Genomic DNA, 14445 nt, shown 5'->3' with positions numbered 1-14445 from the left:
CAGGCTACTCGTCGGTGGCGGCGGTCGCGCGGGCCGCCGTGCAGACGGCGCACTCGCCGAAGATGTCGACGACGTGGCTGGCGTTGGTGAACCCGTTGGCGGCAGCGACGTCCTGCGCCCACTGCTCCACCGGGTCCGCCTCGATCTCGACCGTCCGGCCGCAGTTCCGGCAGATCAGGTGGTGGTGGTGCGCGTCCGTCGTGCACGCCCGGTACAGCGATTCGCCGTCCTGCTGCAGCGAGTCGGCGTCGCCCTCGGTGGCCAGGTCGGCGAGGGCCCGGTAGACCGTGGCCAGACCGATGGTCGAGCCCTCGTCCCGCAGGTGCTGGTGCAGCGCCTGCGCGCTGACGAACCCCTCGGTGGAGTCGAGGGCACCGCGCACCGCTTCGCGCTGCCACGTGTTCCGCTTGGTCTTCTGCACGGCGTTCATGCTGACACCTCTTCCTTCCGACCGGCTGTCGACGTCGTCCCTGCCTGGAGGCCCGGCTCGCCCCCGCCGCGCTGGTTCCGGCCGGCGACGCGGTTGCGTCCCCGCCTGTCGCGTCGCGACCCGATGATCCGGCAGACCACCCAGATCGCGAACGAGATCGTCGTCACGTAGGGGCTGATCGGCAGGCCGCCGCCCAGTGCGAGCAGGATGCCACCGACGACCGACGTCACCGCGAACACCGTCGACAGCACCGGCACGACGACCGGGTGCGAGCTGAGGCGCAGCGCCGCCGCCGCCGGGGTGACGAGCAGGGACAGCACGAGCAACGCACCGACGATCTGCACCGACACGGCGGTGGCCAGCCCGAGCACGAGCATGAACACGATCGCGAGGGTCCGCACCGGGATCCCCGCGGCCGCTGCCACGTCGGGGTCGACCGAGGCGAACATCAGCGGGCGCCAGATGACGAGCAGCGTCGCCACGACGATCGCGGCGACCACGATCAGGAACGTCAGCTGCGGGTTGTCGACCGAGACGATCTGCCCGGTGAGCAGCCCGAACTTGTTGGCGGCCCGGCCCTTGTAGAGCGCCAGGCAGAGGATGCCGAGCCCGAGCCCGAACGGCATGAGGACGGCGATGATCGAGTTGCGTTCCCGGGCACGCGACCCGAGGAGACCGATGAGCAGGGCGGCGATGACCGACCCGACGAGCGAGCCGGACACCACGTTCACCCCGAGCAGCAGCGAGGCACTGGCCCCGGCGAACGAGAGCTCCGAGATGCCGTGCACGGCGAACGGCATGTTCCGGGCGACGACGAACGGGCCGATGAGCCCACCGACGATGCCGAGCACCGCGCCGGCCCAGATCGAGTTCTGCACCAGCGCGAGGAGCTGGCCGTAGTCCTGGAACGAGAAGACGGTCGACAGCAGGTCCATCAGATCCGCCCTTCGTCGGGCTGGTCGGCGTGCGGGTCGACCTCGCCCGGGTGGTGCTCGTGGGCCTCGTTGGCCCCGACGATGACGATGCGTCCCATGGTGCGGACGACGTCGACGGGCGTGCCGTACAGGTCGCTGAGCACGTCGGCGCGCAGGACCTCGTCCGGCGAACCGATCCGGAACCGACCGCCGGCGATGTAGAGCACCCGGTCGACGACGTCGAGGATCGGGTTCACGTCGTGCGTCACGAAGAGCACGGCAGCCTCGCGCTGTCGGCGCTCACGGTCGATGAGCTCGGTGATCCCGCGCTGGTGCCGCAGGTCGAGCGAGATGAGGGGTTCGTCGCACAGCAGCAGGGCGGGGTCGGCGGCGATGGCCTGCCCGACGCGGGTGCGCTGCTGCTCGCCGCCGGAGAGCTCGGCGACGGGGGCGTCCGCGAAGGCGGTGGCGCCGACCTCGTCGAGGACCCGGTCGATGCGCATCCGGTCAGCCTTCGACGCCCGTCGGATGCCCCACCGGTGCCCGGTCACGCCCTGGGCGATCATGTCCCGCGCGCGCAGGGGCGTCCCCGCCTCCATCAGGCGCTGCTGCGGGATGTAGCCGATCTTCCGGTGGCCGCGGTGCACCGGCTGCCCGAGGAACGACATCGTGCCGCTCGTGAGCCGCTGCTGCCCGAGGACGGTTCGGAGCAGTGAGGTCTTGCCGGCGCCGTTCGGGCCGAGGACCGCGACGAACTCCCCCGGCGCGAGGTCGAGGTCGAGGCCTGCCCAGAGCTTCCGGGCGCCGTAGGACAACCCGGCGTCGCGGAGCGCGAGGACCGGACGAGCCGCAGCCCGGTCGTCCACCGTGGTGGTCGCCGGGCTGGGGGTCGCCGCTGCTGCGGTCGAGGTCGTCACTTCTGGAGCGCTGCCTTCACCGCGTCGATGTTCGCCTGCTGCCACGAGACGTAATCCTGCCCCTTGGGGAGCGTCTCCGTGACACCGACGACGGGGATGTCGTTCTGCTCGGCCGCCTTCTGGACCTGCTCGGTCTCGGGGCTGGACGCCTGGTTGTTGTAGGCGAGGAGCTGCACGCGCTTGCCGGTGAACAGCGCGAGGGTGTCGCGGAGGGCCGCCGGCGGGACGTCGTCGCCTTCCTCGATGGCCTCGGAGAAGTCCGGCGGGGTCTCGTTCTCGAGCCCCATCGCGTCGAACAGGTACCCGGGCACCGGCTCCGTGTACGCCACCTTGTCGCCGGAGTCCTGCTTCTTGACGGCGTCGGTCTGGGACTCGAGGTCCTCGAGCTTGGTGGTGAGCGTGGCGGCGTTCTTCTCGAAGGCGTCCTTGCCGCTCTCGTCGAGCGCACTGAGGTCCTTCGTGACCGCCTCGACCAGCTTCACCATCGTCGGGTAGCTGTAGAAGACGTGCTCGTTGAACTCGGCGCTGCCGCCCTTGTCGAGGCCGGAGAGCTTCACGACGTTGATCGTGTCCGCCTTGGTGTCCGAGGCGTTCGCGAGCGTCGTCATGAAGTCGTCGTACCCGCCACCGTTCTCGATGAGCAGGTCGGCCTTGGAAACGGAGAGCTGCGTGCGGGCGCTCGACTCGAACGAGTGCGGGTCCTGCGACGGGTCGCTCAGGATGCTCGTCACGGTGACGGCGTCGCCACCGATGGTCTTGACGATCGAGCCGTAGACGTTGGTGGAGGCGACGACGTTGACCGTGCCGTCACCGCTGGCCTCCCCCGAGGCGGACGAGGTGGCGCACCCGGTCAGGGCGAGCGCGGCGGCGCCGGCGACGAGCGGGAGGGCGAGGAGGCGGTTGTGCATGGCACGACGCTAACGCCTACTGATAACGATTGTCAAAACCGCTATGGGGTCTCTCAGGGCGACGACGAACGGACGGGAGGCCCGGTGCCAGCTGGCACCGGGCCTCCCGTTCAAACGACGCTCGCGTCTACGGCTTGGTGGCCGCGTCGATCGTGTTCTCGGCGATCGTGTCCTCTTCACGCCCGGGTGTGCGGAGGTTCCACTTCTTGATCACGAAACTGAACAGGAAGTAGTAGACGACCGCGTAGCCCAGTCCGATCGGGATGAGCCAGATCGCGCCGTCCGCCTTGCCGAAGTTCAGCACGTAGTCGATCGCACCGGCCGAGAACGAGAACCCGTCGTGGATCCCGAGGGCGTTGACCAGGGCGAGCGAGGTGCCCGTGAGGACCGCGTGGATGATGTACAGCGGGAACGCCACGAACATGAACGAGTACTCGAGCGGCTCGGTGATGCCCGTGACGAACGAGGTCAGCGCAGCGGAGATCATGATGCCGCCGACGAGCTTGCGGTTCTGCGGCTTGGCGTTGCGCCAGATCGCCAGGGCACCGGCGGGCAGCGCGAACATCATGATCGGGAAGAAGCCGGTCATGAACGTGCCGGCCGTCGGGTCGCCGGCGAGGAACCGGTTCACGTCGCCGTGCACGGCGAGGCCGTCCGCGCCGGTGAAGCTGCCGAGCTGGAACCACGGGAAGAAGTTGAGCAGCTGGTGCAGGCCGACGGGGATGAGCATGCGGTTCGCGAACCCGAAGATGCCACCACCGATGACGGCGTTGTCCGCGACGGCGGTGCCGGCTGCGGTGAGCGCGATGTCGAAGTAGCGGTACACGAAGGACATCAGGACGGCGATCACGAGACCGGCGGCTGCGGTCATGATCGGCACCAGGCGGCGACCGGAGAAGAAGCCGAGGAAGTCGGGCATCTTCGTCCGGTGGAACTTCTCCCACAGCACGGCGGAGACGAGACCCATCACGATGCCGCCGAGGACACCGAAGTTGATGGTGGCAGGGTTGCCGGCGGCGTCCTTCACCCCGTCGAGCACGATCGGCGACATGGCGGCGAACACCTGGTACATGACCATGTAGCCGACGACGGCCGCGAGCGCGGTCGTGCCGTCGGACTTCTTGGCCCAGCCGATCGCGATGCCGACCGCGAAGAGCAGCGGAAGCCACGTGAACACGGCCTGTCCAGCGGCCGCGATGATGGTCGCGCCCTGCTCGAAGCCTGGGATCGCACCGAGCATGTCGGACTGGCCGAGGCGGAGCAGGATGCCCGCGGCGGGCATGACCGCGATCGGCAGGAGCAGGCTCCGTCCGAGTCGCTGGGCGTTCGCGAAGAACCTGGACTGCTTCTTCTTCGGCTTCTTCTCCGGCACATCCGTGGCAGTGGTGGCGCTCATCGGAGGTCCTCTCGTCATTGGGTGGAGCTGTCGGGGTGAGTTGAGTCGTGCAGCCAGCGCAGGTAACCTCGGCGGTGTCGCCAGGTCCGGTCCTGTCCGGTCATGACCAGTTCCGTAGTCTGATCCGAGAGCGGTCCGGTGTCAACCTGCGACGCAAACCCTTAACGAGGAGGAAACGATGGCCGACATCAAGGCAGCCGACATCATCGCCGCACTCGGCGGTGCCGAGAACATCGAAGAGGTCGAGGGCTGCATCACGCGCCTCCGCGTCGAGGTCGAGGACGGGGACCTGGTCGACAAGGCTGCCCTGCAGGCCGCCGGGGCCCAGGCCGTCGTCGGTGGCGGCACCGGCTGGCAGGTCATCGTCGGCACGATCGCCGACAACCTCGCGCAGGACATCCAGGACGAACTGTGACCGTCGTCCGCACCCCGTTCGGCGGCCCGGTCGTCGCCCTCGCCGACGTGCCGGACCCGGTGTTCGCCGGGCAGCTCGTCGGTGCCGGCGTCGCCGTCGACCCGACGGGTGTCGAGGGCGCGGTCACCGCGGTGGCCCCGGTCGACGGCACCATCGTGAAGCTGCACCCACACGCGTTCGCGCTGCAGGGCACCGCGGGCACCGACGTCCTGGTGCACGTCGGCATCGACACCGTGAAGCTCTCCGGCGAGGGCTTCGAGCTCCTCGCGACCGAGGGCGACACCGTCACCGCCGGTGACCCCGTCGTCCGGTTCACCCCCTCGGTGATCTCAGCAGCCGGCTACTCGCCGATCTGCCCGGTCGTGGTGCTCGGTTCAACGCCGGACAGCATCAACCAGGGAAGCGTCGGCACCACAGTGCTCGACGGCGACACTCTCTTCGAGGTCTGAGGGGTCTTCCTCGTCAAAGCGACTGTGTGCTGCGGAACACCCGCAGCACACAGTCGCTTTCGCGTTGCCGGGCGAACTACGCGACCGCGGGGGTCGCGGTGACCTCCATCTGCACGCGGTAGCGATCCGATCGGTACCAGCTGCGGGTGTGCTCCACGGGTCGTTCCCCCGCGTACGACACCCGGTCGAACTCGAGGACCGGCGCTCCGGTCTTCGTCCCGAGCAACGTCGCGACGTCGTCGGCCGCCGGGTTCGCCGCGACGGTCTGCTGCGCGCGGTCGATCGGGGTGCCGTACTCCGTGGCGATGATCGAGTACACCGACCCCGACAGGTCGTGGTCGAGCAGACCCGGGAACGCGTCGGCCACGAGCCAGGCGTCGTCGATCGACACCGGGGCACCATCGGCCATCCGCAGGCGCTTCACGTGGAAGGCGGGCACGTCCGGGTCGATCCGCAGGGCTGCGGCGGTGTCGGCCGGCGGCACGCGTTCCTCGCGCACGAGCACCACGGTGGTCGGCTCGTGCCCCATCGCCCGCATCTCCTCGGTGAACGAGGCGAGGTGCAGCGTCGACTGCACGGGCCGGTGCGCGACGAAGGTGCCCTTGCCGCGGACGCGCTCCAGGTAGCCCTCGTTGACCAGCTGCCCGAGTGCTTCACGCACGGTGATCCGCGAGACGCCGTACTCGGCGATGAGCTGACGTTCGGACGGGATCGCAGCGCCGGGAGCCAGTCGCGTGGTGACGAGGTCGAGCAGGATGCGCCGCAGCTGCTGGTGCTTCGGTTCGGCACCCTCGGTGATGCGGCTCGTCATGCGTCCCTCGTGCTCCGTTGCTGGTCCTGGGCGGTGGTCATGCGCGGACATGACCAGTTCCCATCACAGTAGCGAGTCAGGCCGGGAAGACCAACGTGCGCGGTGACGAAGGGACGGAGTCGGTGCTCAGGCGTTGGCGACGAGCCAGGCGAACTGCTCGTCGGAGAGCAGCCGGTCGGTCCAGACCTGCCCCTCGACCCCGGCGGCCGCACGGTTCTGCGCTGCGGGAGCCCCCTGCCACACCAGCGACAGCCCCGCACGACGCAGCACGGCTGCAGAAGCAGGGTTGTTCGTGAGCACCCGCCCGGTCACCGGGACGTCCGGAGCGGTGTCGGCGGCGGCACGCACGGCAGCGAGGGCGATCTCGGACGCGAAGCCCTGCCCCCACGCCGCGGGTGCCAGACGGTAGCCGAGGTTCCAGACCCCACCGGCGGTCATGTCGACCCCGCCCACACCGACGAAGGCGTGGTCGGAGGCGCTGCGGACCGCCCAGGACCCGAGGCCGTGGCGTGCACGACCGCCGATCTTGCGCTGCACCATGTCCACGCTCGAGCTCCGCGCCACGTGCCGGCCGGTGGGCAGGTGCTGCCACGTGCGGGCGTCCGAGAAGAGCGCGTGCACGTCGCCGATGTCGGCCGGGGTCAGCGGCGTGAGCAGGAGGCGATCCGTTCGGATCTCCTGCGAGGGGGTCAGGAGCTGGTGGACCATGCATCGATCATGCCGCCGACCCCCGACATCCGTGTGAACACCACGCGACGTTTGCGGAAGCCCGCAGATGGTGAGCAGAAAAGGTCGAGTGGCTCGAAGCAACCCGACCATTTCTGCTCACGAAGCGGAACGACCGACGCTCAGTCGAGCAGCAGCGCGGGCTCCTCGAGCACCGAGGCGACGTCGTGCACGAAGCGGGACGCCACGTCACCGTCGACGACGCGGTGGTCGAACGACGCACCGATGGTGGTCACCATGCGCGAGCGGACCTCGCCGTCGACGACCCACGGCTTCGGCTTGATCGTGCCCATGGCGACGATCGCGACCTCGCCCGGGTTGAGGATCGGGGTCCCGGTGTCCATGCCGAACACACCGATGTTCGTGATCGACACGGTGCCGTTCGCCATCTGCTTCGGCGTGGTCTTGCCGTCGCGGGCGGTCAGGGTGAGTTCCTCGAGCGCCTGCGCCAGCTCGAGCAGCGACATGTCCTGCGCGTCCTTGATGTTCGGCACGATGAGCCCGCGCGGGGTCGCCGCGGCGATGCCGAGGTTCACGAAGTGGTGGACGATGATCTCGCGGTCGGTCCAGGTCGAGTTCACCGAGCGGTTCCGGCGGACGGCCCAGATGACGGCCTTCGCGACGATGAGCAGCGGCGAGACCTTGACGCCGGCGAACGTCGGCGAGGCCTTGAGGCGCTTGACGAACTCCATCGTGTGGGTCGCGTCGACGTCGACGAACAGCGACACGTGCGGTGCCGTGAACGCGGACGTGGTCATCGCGGTGGCGATGGCCTTGCGGACGCCCTTGACCGGGATCGTCTCGCTGCGGACCTCACCCCACTCGGGCGTCTCGATGTTCCGGAAGACGCTGGCCTGCTTCGCGTGCCGGATGACGTCGTCGCGGGTGACCTCGCCGGCCAGACCGGTCGCGACGATCTCGGTCAGTTCGACACCGAGGTCCTTCGCGAGCTTCCGGATCGGCGGCTTCGCCAGCACGTTGGTCGCGGTGCTCTGCTTGTGCGCGGAGCCCGTGCCGAGGGCGCTGATCGCCTCGGCGGTGCTCTCCTCGCCCGGGTCGACGGAGGCTTCCGCCGCCGCGGCGGTGTCCACACTGGAGGCGCGGCTCGCCTCGGCCGCGAGCGCTGCGGCCCGGCGGGCGCCCGGCTTGCGACGGGAGGGCGACGAGGTCGCCGAGCCGTAGCCGACGAGGACGGCACCGGAGGACTCGTCCGTGCCCTGGACGGAGGCGTCGACCGCGACCGGCTGGACCGGCGCCGCCGGCGCGGCGGCAGGGGCAGGTGCTGCCGGTGCGGGGGCAGCGGCGCGTGCCGGCACCGCCGCGGGAGCGGGAGGGGTCTGCGCGACCGGGGCCGACGGGGCGGCAGGGGCCGGCGGGGTGGACGCGACCACGGGCGAGACCGGGGCGGTCTGGGCGACGGGCGCCGCGCCTCCAGGCTGCTCGACAGGCTTTTCCGCAGGCGGCGTGAGGGCCGCACCGGAGGCGACCGACGCGTCCGAGTCGACGCGGATGATCGGCTTGCCGACCTCGACCGTGTCTCCCTCGGACACGAGCAGGCCCGTGACGGTGCCGGCGAACGGCGACGGGAGCTCGACGAGCGACTTCGCGGTCTCGATCTCGACGAGCACCTGGTCGACGGCGATCTCGTCCCCGATCGCGACGCGCCACTGCACGATCTCGGCCTCGGTGAGGCCTTCACCCACGTCGGGCAGGGGGAATTCGGCGGCGGCCACTACGGCTCCTTCGCGGATCTGGTCGTGCTCGGTCGGACGGGTCAGTAGGCGAGGGCGCGGTCGACGGCCTCGAGGATGCGGTCGGCATCCGGCAGGTGCAGGTGCTCGAGCTTCGAGACCGGGAACGGCACGTCGAAGCCGGAGACCCGCAGCGGCGGTGCCTGCATCGTGTAGAACGCCCGCTCGGCGACGGTCGCGGCGATCTCGCTGCCGACGCTGACGAAGCCGGAGGCCTCTTGCGCGATGACCAGGCGACCGGTCTTGCGGACGGAGGCGAGCAGCGGCTCCCAGTCGATCGGCGAGATCGAGCGGAGGTCGATGACCTCGCAGCTGGTGCCCTCGGCCTCGGCGATGTCCGCCGCCTGCATCAGGGTGGCGACCATCGCGCCGTGCCCGACGAGCGTGACCTCGGTGCCGGTGCGGGCGACGCGGGTCGTGTGCATCGGGACGTGACCGTCGACCAGGTCCACCTGGCCCTTGGGCCAGTAGCGGGACTTCGGCTCGAGGAAGACCACCGGGTCCTTCGACGCGATGGCTTCCTGGATCATCCAGTAGGCGTCGTTCGGGGTGCTCGGGCTGACGACCCGCAGGCCCGGGGTGTGCGCGAAGTACGCCTCGGGGGACTCCTGGTGGTGCTCCACGGCGCCGATGTGGCCGCCGTAGGGGATGCGGATGACGACGGGCAGCGACATGTGTGCCGGCAGGCGGTTCGCCATCTTCGCGAGCTGCGAGGTGATCTGGTCGAAGCCGGGCCACACGAAGCCGTCGAACTGGATCTCGACGACCGGGCGGTAGCCGCGCAGGGCGAGGCCGATCGCGGTGCCGATGATGCCGGCCTCGGCGAGCGGGGTGTCCCGCACGCGCTCGGCGCCGAAGCGGTCCTGCAGGCCCTCGGTGATGCGGAAGACGCCGCCCAGCTGGCCGATGTCCTCGCCCATCAGCAGGACCTTGTCGTCCGCTTCCATGGCAGCGGCGAGCCCGGCGTTGAGGGCCTTGGCCATCGGCAGGGTCGGGGTGGGGTCGCTCGGGACCTCACCGGCGCCCGGGTGGGAGCGCAGGGTGTAGTCGAAGAGCTGCTCGGTGGTGCTCATGCGTGGGCGCCCCCTTCGAAGCCGGCCTCGTACTGGGCGAGCCAGGCCTTCTGCTCGGTGATCCGCGGGTGCGGTTCGCGGTACACGTTGTCGAACATGACGTCGACGGACGGTGCGGTCAGGGCGACGGTGCGGCGTCGGACGTCGGCGGCGATGTCCTCGCCCTCTTCGTCGAACGCGGCGAACTGCTCGTCCGTCGCACCCTTCGAGCGCAGGTACGCCTCGGACCGGACGATCGGGTCGCGCAGGACCCACTCCTCGAGCTCGCCGTCGGCGCGGTACCGGCTCGGGTCGTCGGAGCTCGTGTGCGCACCGATGCGGTAGGTGTCGGCCTCGATGAAGGCCGGGCCCTGGCCGCTGCGGGCGTGCTCGGTCGCGACGACCGACGCCGTGTAGGACGCGAGGATGTCGTTGCCGTCGATCAGGACGCTCGGGATCCCGAAGCCGCGCGGGCGGTCGACGAGCGGCGTCGGGGACTGCACCGACACCGGCACCGAGATGGCCCAGTGGTTGTTCTGCAGGAAGAAGACGACCGGCGCCTTGGTCGACGCGGAGAACACGAAGGCCTCGTTCACGTCGCCCTGGCTGGTGGCGCCGTCGCCGAAGTAGACGATCGAGCAGGCGTCGCGGTCCGGGTCGCCCGTGCCGACGTCGCCGTCGAGCTTCTGCCCGAGCGCGTACCCGGTGGCGTGCAGGGTCTGCGAGCCGATCACCAGCGTGGAGATGTGCGTGTTGCCGCGCTGGTCCGGATCCCACCCGCCGTGGGTCTGCCCGCGGTACATCGCGATGATCTCCATCGGCTCGACGCCGCGGTGCATCGTGACGGCGTGCTCGCGGTAGGACGGGAACACGTGGTCCTGGGCGCGCAGGGCGAAGGCCGAGCCGGTCTGTGCCGCCTCTTGCCCGTGGCTGGGCACCCACAGGCCGAGCTGGCCGGTGCGCTGGAGATTGTGGCCGGCGTGGTCGAACCGACGGGTGAGCACCATGCGGCGGTGCATCGCCAGCAGGGTCTCATCGGGGATCGCCCGCGCGGCGGCGGCGAACTCGGCGTTCTCGTCGGTCTCCACGAACCGACCCTCGGGGTCGAGGAGCCGGACGGTGGTCGTCGCGGGAGCCGCGGCGCGGAATGACATGCGGGCCAGCGTAGCGCCAGGCACTAGTCGGCCACCTGGAGGTCCCCCACAAGTGAGCGGGCTGTTTGGAGGAGCGTTTCCACAGCTTCGTGCTCGCCGATCGAGATGCGGATGCCCTCTGGCGGGAAGGCCCGGACAATGATGCCGGCGTCCTCGAACGCGGCCGCCGCGGTCGCCGTCCGCTCGCCCGTCGGCAGCCAGAGGAAGTTGCCCTGGGCGTCCGGGACGTCCCAGCCCTGGGCCCGGAGCTCGACGACGATCCGGTCGCGCAGGGTGGCGATCTCGGTCACGCGTCCGAGCAGTTCGGCCTCGCGTTCCAGGCTGGCGAGCGCCGCCGCCTGGCCCTGGGCGGTCACGGACAGCGGGATGGCGCAGGCCCGGACGGCGTCGAGCACGTAGTCCGGACCGAGCGCGTAGCCCACCCGGAGCCCGGCGAGCCCGTACGCCTTCGAGAAGGTACGGAGGACCACGAGGTTGGGGTGCGCGGCGAGCAGCGGGTGGCCGTGCACGGCGGCCTCGTCGGTCACGAACTCGGCGTATGCCTCGTCGAGCACGACCAGCACCGACTGCGGCACCGCGGCCATGAACGCGTCGAACTCCGCGGCGGTCACGATCGGCCCCGTCGGGTTGTTCGGCGAGCAGACGAGCACCATGCGGGTGCGCTCGGTGACGGCCGCGGCCATCGCGTCGAGGTCGTGCCCGCCGTCGGCGCGGTTCGGCACCTGCACGCTCGTGGCGCCGGCGACCGTGACGACGCCCGGGTACGCCTCGAACGAGCGCCACGCGTAGACGATCTCGTCGCCCGGGCCGGAGGTCGCGCGGGCGAGCTCGTGCAGGATCGCGACACTGCCCGGGGCGACGTGCACCTGCTCGGCGGTCAGCCCGAAGCGGTTGGCCAGCACGGCGCGCAGGGCCAGGGCGGTGGCGTCGGGGTAGCGGTTGTACGAGGTCTGGGCCTGCACGGCCTCGACGACCCCGGGGAGCGGCGGGAACGGGTTCTCGTTGCTCGACAGCTTGAAGGCGGAGTCGGACGCCTGTCGCCCCTGCTTGTACGCGGGGAGGACGGCCACCTCGGGCCGGATGTGCACACGCTGCTCGCTCACGGGTTCAGGCTACCGGCAGGCCCACGGCAGCCACGAGGGGAACGAGGGCATCATGGGCGCATGCGATTCCTCGTCCGCCTCGTCGTCAACGCCCTCGCGCTCTGGCTCACCACGCTCATCGTCAGCGGCGTCTCCGTCACGCCGTTCGGCGACGGCGGGACCACCGCGACAGTCCTCACCTTCCTGCTCGTGGCGTTCGTGTTCGGTCTCGTGAACGCGGTGATCGGCACGGTCATCCGGATCGTGGCGTTCCCGCTCTACATCCTCACGCTCGGGCTCATCTCGTTCGTCGTGAACGCGATCCTGCTGCTCATCGTCGCGGGCATCTCGGAGGCGTTCGGCTTCGGGCTCGAGGTCGACTCCTTCGGCTGGGGCATCGTCGGTGCCTTCGTGCTCGCGGTCTTCGCCTGGCTGATCGGGCTCTTCGCCCGCCCGGTGCTCAACCGCCAGCGGGCGTGACCCCGGCGGACCTCGCGGAGGACCCCGCCCTGCGTCATGATGTGCTCATGACCCAGGACGTCGACGCCCCGTTCCGCGTCTCGTTCGTCTGCAGCGGCAACATCTGCCGCTCCCCCATGGCCGGTGTCGTCTTCGCGCAGATCGCCGCGGACGCCGGTCTCGCCGACCGGTTCCAGGTGGAGTCGGCCGGTACCGGTGACTGGCACGTCGGCGAACCCGCCGACGAGCGCACGATCGCAGCGCTGGCGGCGCGCGGATACGATGGCAGCAGGCATCGCGCCCGTCAGTTCGACCCGGACCGGTTCCCGGACCTCGACCTGGTGGTCGCACTCGACCGCTCCCACGAGCGCATCCTGCGTTCGTGGGCCCCGACCATGGACGACTCCGCCAAGGTGACGCTCCTGTTGCGGTACGACGCCGCCTGGCCCCAGCAGGCCGACGTGCCGGACCCGTACTACGCGGACCGGCACGAGTTCGACCGAGTGCTCTCGACCGTCGAACGGGCCTGCCGGGCGCTCTTCCACCAGCTCGAGCCGGCAGTCCGTCAGGGAGCCCCATGACCCCCCTTCCCCCGCAGCCGATCAGCCCGCTCGACGGGCGCTACTACCCGATCGTGCACACGGTGGGCGAGCACCTCTCCGAGGCCGGCCTCAACCGCGCGCGCATCGTGGTCGAGGTCGAGTGGCTCATCTTCCTGACCGACCACGCGATGTTCACCACCTCGCCGCTCAGCGTCGACGACAAGGCAGCACTGCGCCGGATCGTCGAGACCTTCGGCCAGGACCAGATCGCGGAGCTCGCCGAGATCGAGGCGACGACCCGCCACGACGTCAAGGCCGTCGAGTACTTCGTGCGCCGCCGGCTGTCCGAGCTCGGCCTCGACGCGATCGCCGAACTCACCCACTTCGCCGCCACCAGCGAGGACGTCAACAACCTGTCCTACGCACTCACCGTGCGGGACACCGTCGACCAGGTCTGGCTGCCCGGCTTCCGTGCCGTGCTCGAGAAGCTCCGGACGCTCGCCGTCGAGCTGAAGAGCGTGCCGATGCTCTCGCACACCCACGGTCAGCCGGCCACCCCGACGACGCTCGGCAAGGAGCTGGCGGTCGTCGTCTACCGACTCGAGCGCGTGCTCGCCCAGATCGAGGGCGGCGAGTACCTCGGCAAGTTCTCCGGCGCGACCGGCACCTTCTCGGCACACCTCGCCGCCGACCCCGAGGCCGACTGGCCCGCGCTGTCCCGCGAGTTCGTCGAGGGCCTCGGCCTGACGTGGAACCCGCTCACCACGCAGATCGAGTCGCACGACTGGCAGGCCGAGCTCTACGACCGGGTGCGTCACGCCAACCGGATCCTGCACAACCTGGCCACCGACGTGTGGACCTACATCTCGATGGGGTACTTCACGCAGATCCCCGTGGCGGGTGCCACCGGGTCGTCGACGATGCCGCACAAGATCAACCCGATCAAGTTCGAGAACGCCGAGGCGAACCTCGAGATCTCGTCGGCGCTCTTCTCGACGCTGTCCGAGACCCTCGTGACCAGCCGACTGCAGCGCGACCTGACCGACTCCACCACGCAGCGGAACATCGGCGTCGCGTTCGGGCACTCGCTGCTCGCGCTCGACAACCTGCGCCGCGGACTGGGCGAGATCGCCGTGAACGAGGTCAAGCTCGCCGACGACCTCGACCACAACTGGGAGGTCCTCGCCGAGGCCATCCAGACGGTCATCCGTGCCGAGGTCACCGCCGGGCAGTCGAACATCGAGGACCCCTACGCGATGCTCAAGGAGCTCACGCGCGGCAAGCGGGTGAGCCAGCAGGACCTCATCGTCTTCGTGAACCGTCTGGACATCTCCGACGGCGCGAAGGCCCGGCTGACCAACCTGACGCCGGCGACCTACACGGGCCTGGCGGACGAGCTGGTCGACCACCTCGACGTCTGAGCACGTCGGCGTCGCGGC

Annotated in this window: 16 protein-coding genes; 5 read left to right on the top strand and 11 right to left on the bottom strand. The window is 70.1% G+C overall.

Annotated features, from left to right (window positions below; all coding sequences use genetic code 11):
• Window positions 1-4 precede the first annotated feature (4 nt).
• The 5 genes from DEJ29_RS02220 to DEJ29_RS02200 all read right to left on the bottom strand — a co-directional run bounded on the left by DEJ29_RS02220 (window position 5) and on the right by DEJ29_RS02200 (window position 4565).
• Complete coding sequence (locus DEJ29_RS02220; protein WP_027464954.1) at window positions 5-430, bottom strand: Fur family transcriptional regulator; 426 nt, start codon at window positions 428-430, stop codon at window positions 5-7.
• Complete coding sequence (locus DEJ29_RS02215; protein ID WP_111094934.1) at window positions 427-1365, bottom strand: metal ABC transporter permease; 939 nt, start codon at window positions 1363-1365, stop codon at window positions 427-429. Before DEJ29_RS02215 ends, DEJ29_RS02220 begins: the two co-directional genes overlap by 4 nt.
• Window positions 1365-2210 carry a metal ABC transporter ATP-binding protein gene (locus DEJ29_RS02210; RefSeq protein ID WP_051596603.1) on the bottom strand — a complete coding sequence of 282 codons (846 nt, stop codon included), beginning with the start codon at window positions 2208-2210 and terminating at the stop codon, window positions 1365-1367. Before DEJ29_RS02210 ends, DEJ29_RS02215 begins: the two co-directional genes overlap by 1 nt.
• 47 nt (window positions 2211-2257) lie before the next feature.
• Window positions 2258-3169 (bottom strand): metal ABC transporter solute-binding protein, Zn/Mn family, encoded by a 912-nt coding sequence (locus DEJ29_RS02205; protein ID WP_111039737.1) that lies wholly within the window; start codon window positions 3167-3169, stop codon window positions 2258-2260.
• Window positions 3170-3296: 127 nt separating this feature from the next.
• Window positions 3297-4565, bottom strand: coding sequence for a PTS transporter subunit EIIC (locus DEJ29_RS02200; RefSeq protein ID WP_111094935.1), 1269 nt, complete (start codon window positions 4563-4565; stop codon window positions 3297-3299).
• Window positions 4566-4743: 178 nt separating this feature from the next.
• Between DEJ29_RS02200 and DEJ29_RS02195 the strand changes: the two genes are divergently transcribed.
• Both DEJ29_RS02195 and DEJ29_RS02190 read left to right on the top strand, forming a co-directional pair.
• Window positions 4744-4980, top strand: coding sequence for a PTS sugar transporter subunit IIB (locus DEJ29_RS02195; RefSeq protein WP_110864962.1), 237 nt, complete (start codon window positions 4744-4746; stop codon window positions 4978-4980).
• Window positions 4977-5429, top strand: coding sequence for a PTS sugar transporter subunit IIA (locus DEJ29_RS02190; protein WP_111094936.1), 453 nt, complete (start codon window positions 4977-4979; stop codon window positions 5427-5429). The genes DEJ29_RS02195 and DEJ29_RS02190 overlap by 4 nt, the downstream gene beginning before the upstream one ends.
• A gap of 76 nt (window positions 5430-5505) precedes the next feature.
• Here the strand turns inward: DEJ29_RS02190 and DEJ29_RS02185 are convergent, their stop codons facing one another.
• The 6 genes from DEJ29_RS02185 to DEJ29_RS02160 all read right to left on the bottom strand — a co-directional run bounded on the left by DEJ29_RS02185 (window position 5506) and on the right by DEJ29_RS02160 (window position 12026).
• The gene (locus tag DEJ29_RS02185; protein ID WP_017886466.1) at window positions 5506-6240 is read right to left on the bottom strand and encodes a GntR family transcriptional regulator; all 735 of its coding nucleotides are present in this window, start codon (window positions 6238-6240) and stop codon (window positions 5506-5508) included.
• Window positions 6241-6366: 126 nt separating this feature from the next.
• Window positions 6367-6948 carry a GNAT family N-acetyltransferase gene (locus DEJ29_RS02180; RefSeq protein ID WP_181438181.1) on the bottom strand — a complete coding sequence of 194 codons (582 nt, stop codon included), beginning with the start codon at window positions 6946-6948 and terminating at the stop codon, window positions 6367-6369.
• Between the two features lie 140 nt (window positions 6949-7088).
• Window positions 7089-8699, bottom strand: coding sequence for a dihydrolipoamide acetyltransferase family protein (locus DEJ29_RS02175; protein ID WP_284174034.1), 1611 nt, complete (start codon window positions 8697-8699; stop codon window positions 7089-7091).
• Window positions 8700-8740: 41 nt separating this feature from the next.
• Window positions 8741-9700, bottom strand: coding sequence for an alpha-ketoacid dehydrogenase subunit beta (locus DEJ29_RS02170; protein WP_110864996.1), 960 nt, complete (start codon window positions 9698-9700; stop codon window positions 8741-8743).
• An 86-nt stretch (window positions 9701-9786) separates the two neighbouring features.
• Entirely contained in the window at window positions 9787-10923 is a 1137-nt protein-coding gene (locus tag DEJ29_RS02165; RefSeq protein ID WP_071404900.1) for a thiamine pyrophosphate-dependent dehydrogenase E1 component subunit alpha, read from the bottom strand.
• 23 nt (window positions 10924-10946) lie between these two features.
• The gene (locus tag DEJ29_RS02160; protein WP_071404899.1) at window positions 10947-12026 is read right to left on the bottom strand and encodes a histidinol-phosphate transaminase; all 1080 of its coding nucleotides are present in this window, start codon (window positions 12024-12026) and stop codon (window positions 10947-10949) included.
• Window positions 12027-12086: 60 nt separating this feature from the next.
• Between DEJ29_RS02160 and DEJ29_RS02155 the strand changes: the two genes are divergently transcribed.
• From DEJ29_RS02155 to purB, 3 genes are read left to right on the top strand one after another with little or no spacing between them, the layout of a single operon-like run.
• On the top strand, window positions 12087-12485 hold the full coding sequence (locus DEJ29_RS02155; RefSeq protein ID WP_111094299.1) for a phage holin family protein: 399 nt from the start codon (window positions 12087-12089) through the stop codon (window positions 12483-12485).
• A 47-nt stretch (window positions 12486-12532) separates the two neighbouring features.
• Complete coding sequence (locus tag DEJ29_RS02150) at window positions 12533-13045, top strand: low molecular weight protein-tyrosine-phosphatase (protein WP_017886476.1); 513 nt, start codon at window positions 12533-12535, stop codon at window positions 13043-13045.
• Window positions 13042-14427, top strand: a complete 1386-nt coding sequence (gene purB, locus DEJ29_RS02145) for an adenylosuccinate lyase (protein WP_111094300.1) — start codon at window positions 13042-13044, stop codon at window positions 14425-14427. The genes DEJ29_RS02150 and purB overlap by 4 nt, the downstream gene beginning before the upstream one ends.
• Window positions 14428-14445: the final 18 nt, after the last annotated feature.

It is taken from the genome of Curtobacterium sp. MCPF17_021, from assembly GCF_003234605.2.
GTDB classification, from domain to species: domain Bacteria; phylum Actinomycetota; class Actinomycetes; order Actinomycetales; family Microbacteriaceae; genus Curtobacterium; species Curtobacterium flaccumfaciens.
This window is presented reverse-complemented; position numbering and strand designations above follow the sequence as displayed.